Here is a 13,274-nt window from a genome sequence, read left to right as displayed (position 1 = left end):
TGCGCTCCCGGCGTGCGGGCCCGCGCCCCCGGCCACCCGCCTGTGCACCCCCCGTGCTGCGGCCGGGACGGCTCACCGGCTCGCCGCGGACCTGCCGGTCGCAGCGCCGGTTCCGGCCCCGGCACGGACCCGAACGGGCCGGGACCGGGCGGAGTCCGCCCCGTCCCGGGTGGTTCCCTCACTTTCGGGGGAGACTCGGAGCCAAGGCACCCCACCGGCACGGCACACCTGGAAGAGTCGTTCCATGCAGGTCTGGCCTGGACAGGCGTATCCCCTCGGCGCCACGTACGACGGCGCCGGCACGAACTTCGCGGTCTTCACGGAGGCCGCGGACCGAGTAGAGCTGTGTCTGCTGCACGACGACGGCTCGGAGACGGCGGTGGAGCTACGGGAGAGTGACGCGTTCGTCCGGCACGCGTACCTGCCGGGCGTGATGCCGGGGCAACGGTACGGATTCAGGGTGCACGGTCCGTACGCCCCGGAGCGAGGGCAGCGCTGCAACTCGGCGAAGCTGCTGCTCGACCCGTACGCGAAGGCGGTCAGCGGTGCGATCCAGTGGGGCGAGGAGGTCTACGGCTACCACTTCGACGCACCCGAACGGCGCAACGACCTGGACTCGGCCCCGCACACCATGTCGTCCGTCGTGGTCAACCCCTACTTCGACTGGGGCGACGACCGGCGGCCGCGGACCGAGTACCACCACACGGTGATCTACGAGGCCCACGTCAAGGGCCTCACCATGCGGCACCCGGGGCTGCCGGAGGAACTGCGCGGCACCTACGCGGCCCTGGCACACCCGGCGGTCATCGAGCACCTGACCGAACTGGGTGTGACGGCCCTGGAGCTGATGCCCGTACACCAGTTCGTGAACGACCACCGGCTGGTCGACATGGGTCTCAACAACTACTGGGGCTACAACACCATCGGCTTCTTCGCCCCGCACAACGCGTACGCCTCCTGGGGCGACCGCGGGCAGCAGGTGCTGGAGTTCAAGTCGGCGGTGCGCGCCCTGCACGAGGCCGGCATCGAGGTCATCCTCGACGTCGTCTACAACCACACCGCCGAGGGCAACCACCTCGGCCCGACCCTGTCCTTCCGGGGCCTGGACAACCGGTCGTACTACCGGCTCACCGCCGACAGGCGCTACTACATGGACACCACCGGGACCGGCAACTCGCTGCTCATGCGGTCCCCGCACGTCCTGCAACTGATCATGGACTCGCTGCGCTACTGGGTCACCGAGATGCATGTCGACGGGTTCCGCTTCGATCTGGCCGCCACGCTGGCACGGCAGTTCCACGAGGTGGACCGGCTGTCGTCGTTCTTCGACCTGGTGCAGCAGGACCCGGTGGTCTCGCAGGTGAAGCTGATCGCCGAGCCGTGGGACGTCGGCGAGGGCGGCTACCAGGTGGGCAACTTCCCGCCGCTGTGGACCGAGTGGAACGGCAAGTACCGCGACACCGTCCGCGACCTGTGGCGGGGCGAGCCGCGCACACTCGCCGAGTTCGCCTCCCGGCTGACCGGATCCTCCGACCTGTACCAGGACGACGGGCGCCGGCCACTGGCCTCCATCAACTTCGTCACCTGCCACGACGGGTTCACCCTGCACGACCTGGTGGCCTACGACCACAAGCACAACGACGCCAACGGCGAGGGCAACCGGGACGGCGAGAGCCACAACCGGTCCTGGAACTGCGGCGCCGAGGGCGACACCGACGACCCGGACGTGCTGCGGCTGCGCGCCCGGCAGATGCGCAACTTCATCGCGACGCTGATGCTGTCCCAGGGCGTGCCGATGATCAGCCACGGCGACGAGTTCGCCCGTACCCAGCGCGGCAACAACAACGCCTACTGCCAGGACAGCGAACTGGCCTGGGTGCGCTGGCCGGGCCCCGGGGACGAGGACGGTGCGGAGGGCGCGGGCGGTGCGCCGGGCGCGGCCGGTGCGGAGCGCGGGGACGGGACCGGGGCAGGGACCGGAGCAGGGACCGGAGCAGGGGCCGGAGCAGGGACCGGAGCAGGGACCGGAGCAGGGGCCGGAGCAGGGACCGGAGCAAGAGCCGGGGAGGCGGACGGCGGGGAGGCGGACGCCCGGGCCGGCGAGACGGGGCCGACGCCGGCGCCGGCACGGGCGCTGTTCGAGTTCACGCGGGCGATGGTGTGGCTGCGCAAGGACCATCCCGTCTTCCGGCGCCGCCGCTTCTTCCACGGCCGTCCGGTGGAAGGCACCCACGACGACCTCTCGGACATCGCCTGGTTCACGCCCGAGGGTGCCGAGATGACCCAGCGCGACTGGAACTCCACGCGGGCGTCGGCGCTGACCGTGTTCCTCAACGGCAACGCCATCTCCGAACCGGGCATGCGGGGGGAGCGCATCGGCGACGACTCCTTCCTGCTGATGTTCAACGCCTCGCCGAAGGAGCTGGAGTTCGTGGTGCCGGTCGACCACGGGCGGCAGTGGCAGGTCGTCGTCGACACCGCCCGGGAGGACGGCGTCCCGCCGGGCACCGGCCCGAAGGTCGCGGCCGGAGAGCGGCTGAGGCTCCCGGACCGCAGCATGACGGTGCTCCAGCGGCCGGCGTAGTCGAGGTCACGGGCCCCTGCGGGCCGGGAGCCCGGGCCCGCGGGAAGCCCGGGCGCCCGGCCCGCGGGAGGGGCCCGGGTCCCCGGCCGCCTCCCGCGGGCGGCACGGCGGCGACCGGGGCCCGGCCTGCGCCGGCCGGGCCGGTACGGCCGTTCCGGGCAGGGCGGCCGGCCTGCGGCGCCGGGGACCGCGGGGCGGACCGCCCGGCCCGGTGGCCGCCCGGCGCGCCGCGGACCGCCCGCGGAGGTTCCGGGCCGTGCCCGACGGCTCAGGGCCCCACGGGAGGCCTCCCCCGGCTCAGGGGCGTCCGCTGACCCGTACGGGCGATCGCGCGACGCGTCCGAAACGGCCCGGCCGGACCGGCGCGGCGGACGGGCACACCCCGGGCGGGCGGTGGTCCGGCCGCTCCCGCAGGCCGCCCCGGGCAGGCCCGGGCAGGCACAGGCCGGGTCCCGGGCACCCCGGACGGCCGCCCCGGGCAGGCCCGCGGTGCCTACGCGGCGGTGCCCGGCCGGGTACCGCCGCGTGGCGGGGCGATGACAGGAAGGGCGGCGGGGCGGGTACGTAGCCCTGCATGACACCTGAGCGCCCCGCCCCGCCGGTGCCCGCCTCCACCTACCGGCTCCAGCTCCAGCCCTCGTTCCCGTTCGCGGCCGCCGCGGCGGCCGTGCCCTACCTGGCCTCGACCGGCGTCTCCCACCTGCACCTGTCGCCCGTCCTGGAGGCCGTGCCCGGGTCGGCGCACGGCTACGACGTCGTGGACCACACGCGCGTGCGGGGCGAACTCGGCGGGGAGCAGGGCCTGCGGGCGCTCTCGGCGACGGCGCGCGAGCACGGGCTCGGCCTGGTGGTGGACATCGTGCCCAACCACATGGCCATGGCCCCGGCGTACAACAGACCCCTGTGGGAGGTGCTGCGCGAGGGGCCCGCGTCGCCCTGCGCGCGCTGGTTCGACATCGACTGGGAGGCGCAGGGCGGGCAGCTGCTGCTGCCGGTGCTCGGGGCGCCGGCCGGCGCGGAGATGGCCGCACTCAGCGTCGAGGGCGGCGCCCTGCGCTACCACGACCATGTGTTTCCCCTGCGCGAGGGCACCGAAGGCCTGCCGCTGCCACAGCTGCTGGACGCCCAGTGGTACCGCCCGGTGTGGTGGCGGCTGGCCCGCACCGAGCTCAACTACCGGCGGTTCTTCAGCATCTCGGAGCTGATCGGGGTGCGGGTGGAGGACCCGGAGGTCTTCGCGGCCACCCACGGCACGATTCTCGCGCTGCTGCGCGAGGGCGTGATCGACGGACTGCGCGTGGACCACCCCGACGGCCTCGCCGACCCGGGCGCGTACCTGGCGCGGCTCGCCGAGGCGACCGGCGGCCGCTGGACGGTGGTGGAGAAGATCCTCGCCGACGCCGAGCACCTGCCGTCGTCCTGGCCGGTCGCGGGCACCACCGGCTACGACGCGCTGCGCCGGATCGACGGGCTGTTCACGGACCGGGCGGGCGCGGTGGAACTCCGTGGCCACTACCGGCGGTTCGCGACTCCCCTGACGGACCGGGGCGGCGAGTTCCGAGCGACCGTCCGGCGGGCGGCGTACGGCGTGCTCGGCCACGAGCTGGCGGCCGAGCTGGACCGGCTGACCCGGACCGCGGTCCGGGCCTGCGCCGCCTCGCCCGAGCCCCGGCTGCGCGACCGCGCCCCCTGGGCGCTCGCCACGGCCCTGCGTGAGCTGCTGGTGCGCATGGAGGTGTACCGCCCGTACGGCTCCGCCGACGCGGCCCGCGTGCTCACCGAGGACGCCGCCGCCGAGGCCCGCCTCGCCTTCGTGGTGCCTGAGGAGGCCGACGCCGTGGACGTGGTCCGGGAACTGCTGCTCGGACGGCACGGGGACGGACCCCGCCAGCGGGAGCTGCGCACCCGGTTCGCCCAGCTGTCGTCGGCGCTGCGGGCGAAGTCCGTGGAGGACACGGCGTTCTACCGGTACGTGCCGCTGCTGTCGGCGACGGAGGTCGGCGGCGACCCCGGCGCGCCCGGGGTGTCCCCGGAGGACTTCCACGCCTACTGCGCGCGCCTGCAGCGCGACTGGCCGCTGACCGGGACGGTGGTGTCGACCCACGACACCAAGCGCAGTGCCGACGTGCGGGCCGCGCTGGCCGTGCTGACCGAGTGTCCCGGGCGCTGGGCGCGCCTGCTGGCGGAGCTGTCGCGGGCCGGCGGCGCTGCCGGTGAGGCCGTGCCGGACGCGCAGCTGGCCTGGGCGGCCTGGCAGACGGTGTTCGGCCTCGGCCCGGCGGACCCGGCGCGGGTGCGGGGAGCACTGCTGAAGCACGCCCGGGAGGCCGGGCTGTTCACGACCTGGACCGAGCCGGAGCCGGCGTACGAGGAGGCGGTCGAGGCGTTCGCGGCGGCCGGGCCGTGCGGGGTCGCCGGTGAGCGGGTGGCGGCCTTCCGCAAGTCCCTTGAGCCGCACATCCGGGCGAACGTGCTGGGGGTGGCGCTGGTCCACCTGACCATGCCGGGTGTGCCGGACGTGTACCAGGGCACGGAGGCCGAGTACCGGGCCCTGGTGGACCCGGACAACCGGCGGCCCGCCGTGCTGCCGCCGGCCGACCCCGGCGAGAAGGCCGCGGTGACCGCGGCCGCGCTGCGGCTGCGGTCGCGGCGGCCGCAGGCGTTCGGCGCGGGCGCCGCCTACACGCCGCTGGCCGCGCGGGGCCCGGCGGCCGGGCACTGCGCCGCCTTCGCCCGGTCCGGGCAGGTCGTCACCGCCGTGACCCGGCTGTCGCTCCGGCTGGCCGAGGCGGGCGGCTGGCGGGACACCCGGCTGCCGCTCCCGCCGGGCCGCTGGAGCGACCTGCTGACGCCCGGGCGGGAGTTCACCCGGGAGGTGCCGCTGGAGGAACTCTTCGAGGGGCGACCGGTCGCACTGCTGGAGCGGGCGGACTGATCGTACGCCTGCTGCGCACCGAGATCAGCGACGCCGGCCTGACAGCGGCGGAAGTCGCGCTGGGACTGGTTGTGTGCTTCCACCACGCCGTCCTGGACGACCACCACAAGATCCGTGCGGCGATGTCCCCTCACCGTCCCGTGGCTCAGCGGCGCCCCAGCCAGGACGGCCGCTACTGCGTCATGGTCGATGGTCCGCTCAAAACAGTTCTCGGCAAAGCTGACGTACGCGTTCGTGCTGCCGTCGGTGAGAAGGTCGAACAGCCAGTCGATCCCGTCTGACTCGTCGTCGAACTTGACCTGACCGCACTGCCACGCCTCAGCGTCCTTCTCACGCCAGACGCGCACCGTCGCGTCGAAGAAGCCGTCGAACCGGAACTCCGGTGCCGCCGCATGGCGCGCGAGCGACGGGGGTGGACCGTCGAGGAGGCCAGGCCGATATGCGCACGGGGCCACTCTCGCCATGGCGTGGCATCACTCTCGTGATCGAACCCGTAGAGGAATACCCCGGCCGGATCGAACACGACGGCGTACTGGTCACCAGAACCGTCGCTTCTGTCCCACCTGGTCGGCGGTACTCGTGAACACCCCGCCGCAGGCACTCCGCCAACGGACATCTCAGCCCCGTCGACTACGAACACCAGCACCAGCAGGAGCCCGATAGGCTCACGCTGGCCGCATAACCACCCGAACGCGTGTCCACTCTCGCGGGGGAGGGCCCGGGGAACCTCACGGGGCGTGCAATCGGCCAACCTGCTGACTGTGGCTTCACCTCTCAGATCGGGTTCTATTACAGGAGTTTCACGAGGTAAGCGGTTGCAGGTGCCTGGGCCGAGGGGGCGTTCATGCTGGGTTCATTTCTAGCCATGCCCCTGACCGACCCTTGCCCGGTGTGACGGCGTGGTGACTAGAGTGATCAAGCTTGCAACGAAGTGAATCCAGGTCGTTGAACGCCACAGCCAGGGGGACGGCGCTACACAATCGCGTCCTCCATTCTGCGCACGCAGGGGGGTGTGAGCTGTGTGAACGAATGTGTCGATGGCCACGTTGGCGCGGCCCGTCATGCCGACCTTGGCAACGCGGCCTGCGGCATGCCGGGACCGGAGAAACGCGCAGCGGTCCGCGCCTCCTCTGCCACTGGAACCTCTCGGCTGGCGCGCTCTGCCTCTGTCGAGTCCCGCACTACGGCTTGAGCGAAGAAGGCAGACCCGTAGGTCCACCTTGCCGCTCAGCGGACGCAGCCTGGATGCCAGCAACGTAAGCACCTCGCCCCTGCGTTGGGCGAAGAGTGAGAGACGGGGAGGATTGGATGAGTCAGAAGTGGCAGAGGCCGGCCAGGATAGTGGCACCGGCCACAGTTGCAGCCGCTGTTGCTGCCCTGGCTTTCTCGATCACGTGGTCGAGCGGGCTGCAGAAGGAATCGCACCAGGGGCAGGCGTCCAACTCCACTGCACCGCAGAGAGCCTCCGCGAGCGAAGCGGACGGCCCTGCGGCATGGCGGCTGCCGATTGAGGCGTACCTGCCCGGAGCCGCGAAGGGCGCGGCTGCTTTCGATGCCTCCTCGGCACGGGATGAACGCATCGACGCATGCATGGCCGACGCCGGCTTTGCCGATTGGGAACCCGCACCCGACCTTCCCTCTCTTGGCAGCGGCGATTCCCTCACTGCAGACCGCTACGGGATCCACTCCTTGGAGCAGGCGCGGAAGAGCGGCTACCACCCTGATCCGGACAAGGTGAAGGCGTACAACGAGGCGCTCACGGAAGACCACTCCATGGAGACCGACCGGGAAGTCCTGCAGGAGTGTGTGGGCAAGGTTGACGGAAGACCCGGCGAGTCGCTGGACGTTGCTCAAGAGCCCACTTTGGCGGAGGAGATCGCTTGGTACTCGTACCGCGATTCCAAGAGCGACCCGGCCGTGCGCAGTGTCTTCAAGCAGTGGTCGGCGTGCATGAAGGCCAAGGGGTACGAGTACGAAGCGCCGATGGACGCCAACGACGACCCGCGATGGGCCGCGGCTGGAGGTCTGACACAGCAGGAGATCGACACGGCGGTCGCGGATGTGGAGTGCCGTGACGAACACCGCGTAGAGAAGGCGTGGTTCGACGCCGAGGCCGCAATCCAGCGGTCGCAGATCAGCAAGAATCTCAAGGCACTTGAGCAGTATAAAACCTCGAGCAGGTGACGTAAGAGGTGCCTCCTGTTAGCCCGCAATTTCCCCCAAGGAGACATTAATGCGCAAGGTGGTCAGGAGACTTGGTATATTCGCAGCGGCGCTCGTCGCGACCATGACCCTGACGGTCCCTGCTCATGCTGGGTACGACCCCTTCAACAACGGGACCAATACTGACGATGACACCCTGTTCAGTTCGTGGGGGTGTTACGACCAATGGAGCTCTGCGTTCCCCTTTACGATCTTCTACAATTCGAACCTGGAGGGGTCGTACCGGAATTTGAAGTATGGAGTGTACGATTTTGATACATTGCGTCCGGGAGGGTCTGATCCTAGTACTCACCCGCTGAGGTTCTGTTACTTCGGTGCGTCCAGCCCATGGCCGGGTTCGAGTCAGAGAATCAAGAACAACGCGGCATCCGCGCGGAATGACCACTACAAGTACACCGCCCGCGTATATTACAACAGCGGCTACCGAGGCGCGCAGGACGTATTGAATCCGTACGAAAGTCGAGCGCGGTTCGTGAACGTTTACAACGACAACGCGTCTTTCCGGTATTGGGTGCTCTGATATGCCGTCGCCGAAGTGGCGATGGTTTCTCCGGTCGCTGGCAGTTCACTGATCCCGTACTGAAGGTGTAAGCCGTTCACCGGACTGTGTCGCCATGCTGGCAGTCGGTTCCGAACGGTCGAGCGGGCGTGGGACCCCCTTCCCGGGGTGGCCCGCGCACAAGCCCCGCCTCCCCGGTTGCTTTCGAGTTGGCCACCACGCCCTGACGGCGTCATGTCATGCCTAGTACACATAGGAGTGGATGCGTTGAACGTGCTCAGACCGGTCCATCAGGGTCGTGTCGTAGTCGCAGGGCTTGCGGCCACGAGCGTCCTGGCGGGGCTCATACAGGCCGCACCGGCGTTCGCTGACCCCCCATCGAAGCCATCACCCAAACCGGCCGTCCTCCAGGCCTCCGCGGGCCAGGTGGAAAATCCGGGCAAGAAGCTCGGCAAGAGCTGGAAGGCCTCGCCGGACCGAGCCGTCACTGCTGTGGCCGACACCGACGGGCTGCGCATCCTCATCGCGGACAGCGCCGAGGCGTACGCGTGGAAGACCGCTGCCGTCCTCGCGGAACCGGGCATGCCGGCGGACACCTGGATCGGCAACGCGTGCGTGATGGACCGTACGCACGCCGCGGTCGCCTACGCCCCGCGCACCTTCACCAACCATCAGGACCTGATGCTGGGTGGTGCGTTCACCGCCGTCGTCGACCTCAAGAGGGGCGAGGTCGCGAAGCTGCCGTTCACGGCGTCGCTCGCCTACTTCGATCCGACATGCAACCCGGACACGCGCACGGCCGCCTTCACGGCCTTCCGGGACAACAAGAGCCGTATCGTCACCGTCAACACGTCCGGTGACACCGTGGCCGACACGGTCGCCGACGGACAGGTGACCTCGGCCGTTCCGGTCGCGGACGGCACGGTGGCCGCGCGCGGCAGCCACTTGGTGCACGTCAGCCGGTCGGGGAAGGTCAAGAACCTCGTCGACACGGAGAACGCGCCGTTCGACATCCGGGTGACGGGCAAGGGCCAGGTCGCCTTCCTCGACCGCGAGGGCGACGACACGGCCCACGCCAAGCTATGGAAGGGGCAGGGCCGCCCCTCGACGTTCGCCTCGGGCAAGCTAGGCGACCTCGCCCTCAAGCAGGGCGGCACCACACGGGTGTTCCTCACCGGTGCCCCCGCCGGGACGCCGGGCACCAAGGGAACCGGGGTCACCGTCCTCGACGCGCCGGCCGACGCCGATGTCTCCAGCCACGGCAGGCTGGCCGTCGACCCGGTCCTCTCACCGGGTGTCCGCGCCGGCCTGAAGCGGATCAAGGGGAGCGGAAAGGGCTTCACGACGCCCGAGCCGGCACCGCAGGACGACAGTGCGCAGCCGCCGCAGGCAGGGGAGGCAAAGCCGCTGACGGTGACCTCCACGGCAACGGAGACCGGAAAGAAGATCACACAGTCCGTGCCGACGCAGGACAGCGGATCCGGCAGCGACACCCTCTCGCCCGCTCTCACCGAGGCCGGCAGCGACGGTGCGGCGCACACCCATCTGATGCGCACCGCCGTGGCCGCCGGTGTCTCCACCAACCCGGTCGACACCGACCGCTGGTGTTCCGTCCCCCGCAACGACGTGGACAGCATGGCGCTCCAGCCGACGCCGAACCAGGTCGAGTGGGCCGTGGACATGGCCGTCCGCGGCGAGCTGCGGTCCGGCTGGATCGATCAGGGCGGCTGGCGCTCTCAGGCCGGTCTTGGCACGATCGACCCGCAGGGATTGTTCCCGAAGCCGACGTTGGAGGGCAACGGACGCATCCCGGCCCAGGTCCTGCTGGGGGTGCTCGCACAGGAGTCGAACCTGTGGCAGGCGGAGTCAGGGGCGATACCGGGCCAGATGGGCAACCCGCTCGCGGCCGTGGCCGGCTTCTACGGCCACAAGGGCAGCACCTCCGACGCGTACTGGAAAATCAACTGGGACGAATCCGACTGCGGCTACGGCGTCGGCCAGGTCACCGACGGCATGCGCCTGGCCGGACACGAGAAGAAGGGTGAGACCGGCCTGGATGCGAACGTGCAGCGGGCCGTCGCCCTCGACTACACGGTCAACATCGCCGCGTCCATGTACATCCTCGCGGACAAGTGGAACGAGCTCCACACCAACGGGCAGACCATCACCATCAACAACGACGACCCCTCCAAGCCGGAGAACTGGTTCGCCGCCCTGTGGAACTACAACCTCGGCTTCAACCCGGCCGGCGCCCCGAGCGAACCGTGGGGCCTGGGCTGGTACAACAACCCCGCCAACCCGCTCTACCCGCCGCACCGGCTGCCGTTCCTGGACACCAGCCTCAACCCGGATGCCAACCACGACGCGGCACACCCGCAGGACTGGCCCTACGAGGAGAAGGTGATGGGCTGGGCCGCCTGGTCCATCGACGCCGGCTACTCCTACGCCACCTCCGGACGGCAGGACTGGCCCGGCGAGTCCGGGTTCGCCTCGGCCGGCTTCCGCCCCGCCTGGTGGGTCAATGACCTCCAGCGCAGTGACGTCAGCCCACCGCTGGACGCCTTCTGCAACGCCGCGAACGACTGCGACCCCGACAACCCGCCCGAGTGCAGCACCGAAGCCTGCTACACCTTGCATTGGTTCCACGCGCCGAACGTGACGTGGAAGGAGGACTGCGACCGCGCCTGTGGGCACGAGAACATCAAGTACGTGACCCTGCGTTCGGAGCCGGGCCGCGGCTACCGCCTCCAGTACGGCGAACCCGAGTGCTTCAACACCGGTCTGCCCTCTGGGGCTCTCGTCGTCGAGGCGATCGCGGCAGGCAAGCCCACCTGGAGCGACTGCGGCGCGGTCGAGTCGGACGGAAGCTTCCAGTTCTCCTTCTACTCCGACACCGACAACCAGTACGAGGCCAAGGGTGATCTGCACCAGATCGGCGGCGGCTACGGCGGTCACTTCTGGTACACCCACACCCGCGACACCGGCCATCTCGGCGGCAGCGGCGGCCGGATGACCATCAACGGCACCTGGACCCTCGGCCAGAGCCTGGACAAATGGACCCGCGTCTTCGCGCACATGCCGGATACCGGAGCCCACACCCAGCAGGCCCACTACGTGATCAAGGGGGGCGTGGGCGGCGACCGTGACCGCTACGTCAACACCCACTACAGCGCCAACACCTGGGTCGAACTTGGCGTCTACCGCTTCAGCGGAACGCCGCGCGTGACCCTGACCAACGCCACCGAGGACGGCTCCGCCGATGAAGACGTGGCCTGGGACGCCGTCGCCTTCCAACCGCTTTCGGCCAAGCCGCAGCACATGGTTGTCGCCATGGGCGACTCCTACACCTCCGGTGAAGGTTCCGGGGCATACTCGCCTGAGTCCGACAGAAACCACGGGGAGAGCGGCTGGAATGCGTGCCGACGCAGCGCCAACTCCTGGCCGCGCAAGGTGCTGCTGCCCGGCCAGAGCACCAGCCTCGGCGACCTCGCGGACAATGGCAGCTCCACCATCGACTTCCTGGACGTCAGCTGTTCCGGCGCGCACACCTCGCAGCTGACCACCGGAGACCCCACACCGTGGGGAAGGATCGGCAACTACCACGAGAAGAGCCAGATCGACTCCGGCGTCCTCAGTGCGGACACCACATTGGTCATACTGACCATCGGCGGAAACGACGGTGACAACTTCACCAACGCCGTCACGGACTGCTACATCATCGGGGTGTGCGACCCGGCCGACTACACAGCCAACGTCGACCAATCGGTCACGGCTACCGGGGACCTCCTCCGCCAGATCGCGAGCGTCGCGCCGAACGCGCAGATCGTGCTCATGGGCTACCCTCGCCTGGTTGGTGACGAGCCCTGCGTGACAGCCGACTTCGACGCCCTGAACTACCTGGCCGACTACGTCCGCGACAAGCAGAAGGCCAAGGTAGGCGAGTTGAGCAAGGCGGGGGTCAAGGTGGCTTTCGCCGATCCGATCCCCGCGTTCCAGGGACATGGGATCTGCGACAGCGACGAGTGGATCAACCGCCTCGTGGCCGGACCGAACGGCGACGGCGACTTCCACGCCGGTGACCCGGCCAACCAGGTTCCCTGCCTACCCTGGCCGGGTGAAGACATCTGCGCCAGCCTGGAATCGTTCCACCCGAAGAACGCCGGCACCACGGGCTACGCCCAGGTCATGAACCAAGCGCTGGCCGACATCGGATACAAGGGCAGCTAGTGGTACCTGACAAGACCGGCAGCGCTGTGGTCACAGGGCGGTCGAACCGCCCTGTGACCTCCGGCTGCCTGACCATTCTGATCGCTCTGATTGTCGCTCTCGGCACCGTCGTCTCCTGGTTGTGGTATTCGGCCTGGCACGACGGGAACCTCAACGACAACCGCAGGGAGAAGGCACTCGCGTCAATCCTGCAGCAGGCCCGTGCCACGGCGGACAACACGGTCCGCGCACTCGACACGAGTGGCGCCACCAACGCCGACACTCTCACCAGGGTGATCTGGCAGCACTCCGAAGCCCCGGTGATCACCTACGACGCGTCTCGCCGCGAGTTCACCGCCACGGCCGCGAAATCCACCCACTACGACGAAGAGGCCATCCTGCCCGGCGGAGGCCCCGTCGAGGTGACCCGCTGTTTCGTCTTCACCTACATTCACCGTCCCGGCCAGGCATGGACATCGCGGGTTTCCGACCGAGACGACGATGTATGCCGTCCGGGCACCGAGATCGACGGCCTGGTCCGCCTGACCCAGACACGTATCTCGCGGATGCCTGCCGAGGAACTGACCCGCACCGGAGTGCAGAAGGCCCTCGACCCCACCGGACGGCTACGCTCCTACGACGTCAAGAGCGCAGTGCACAAGCGGGACTCTGTCATGGTTTCCATCCTTGTCTCCAGCCCGGGCACAACGATCACCCAGTGCTACCGCTTCACCCGGCCCGCCCCCGGCGACGACGGACAGCTTTCCACCACCGCGGTTCCCGCATCTTCCTGCTGAGTTCCTCAGCACCCGTTGCCGTCCGATCGC

6 protein-coding genes are annotated in these 13,274 nt (G+C 69.6%); all 6 read left to right on the top strand.

Going from position 1 to position 13,274, the window contains the following annotated elements:
- Positions 1 to 244 precede the first annotated feature (244 nt).
- The 6 genes from glgX (at position 245) to AC5K6T_RS10370 (ending at position 13,244) form a co-directional block, all read left to right on the top strand.
- The gene (glgX, locus tag AC5K6T_RS10395) at positions 245 to 2,584 is read left to right on the top strand and encodes a glycogen debranching protein GlgX (protein ID WP_493207811.1); all 2,340 of its coding nucleotides are present in this window, start codon (positions 245 to 247) and stop codon (positions 2,582 to 2,584) included.
- A gap of 574 nt (positions 2,585 to 3,158) precedes the next feature.
- Positions 3,159 to 5,519 (top strand): malto-oligosyltrehalose synthase, encoded by a 2,361-nt coding sequence (treY, locus tag AC5K6T_RS10390; protein ID WP_493207809.1) that lies wholly within the window; start codon positions 3,159 to 3,161, stop codon positions 5,517 to 5,519.
- A 71-nt stretch (positions 5,520 to 5,590) separates the two neighbouring features.
- A complete protein-coding gene (locus tag AC5K6T_RS10385; protein ID WP_493207807.1) occupies positions 5,591 to 5,800 on the top strand; it encodes a hypothetical protein in 210 nt (69 codons plus the stop codon).
- A gap of 1,027 nt (positions 5,801 to 6,827) precedes the next feature.
- On the top strand, positions 6,828 to 7,703 hold the full coding sequence (locus tag AC5K6T_RS10380; RefSeq protein ID WP_493207805.1) for a hypothetical protein: 876 nt from the start codon (positions 6,828 to 6,830) through the stop codon (positions 7,701 to 7,703).
- Between the two features lie 964 nt (positions 7,704 to 8,667).
- Positions 8,668 to 12,468 (top strand): SGNH/GDSL hydrolase family protein, encoded by a 3,801-nt coding sequence (locus AC5K6T_RS10375; protein WP_493207803.1) that lies wholly within the window; start codon positions 8,668 to 8,670, stop codon positions 12,466 to 12,468.
- Entirely contained in the window at positions 12,468 to 13,244 is a 777-nt protein-coding gene (locus AC5K6T_RS10370) for a hypothetical protein (protein ID WP_493207801.1), read from the top strand. The genes AC5K6T_RS10375 and AC5K6T_RS10370 overlap by 1 nt, the downstream gene beginning before the upstream one ends.
- The last annotated feature ends 30 nt before the right edge of the window (positions 13,245 to 13,274 follow it).

Source organism: Streptomyces sp. B8-7 (assembly GCF_058833805.1).
Note: the sequence above shows the minus strand (reverse complement) of the source record. Positions and strands in the feature narration are given on the sequence as shown.

Coding starts and splice junctions, on each gene's coding strand:
- glgX (WP_493207811.1), top strand. CDS start 245: ATGCAGGTCTGGCCTGGACAGGCGTATCCCCTCGGCGCCACGTACGAC.
- treY (WP_493207809.1), top strand. CDS start 3,159: ATGACACCTGAGCGCCCCGCCCCGCCGGTGCCCGCCTCCACCTACCGG.
- AC5K6T_RS10380 (WP_493207805.1), top strand. CDS start 6,828: ATGAGTCAGAAGTGGCAGAGGCCGGCCAGGATAGTGGCACCGGCCACA.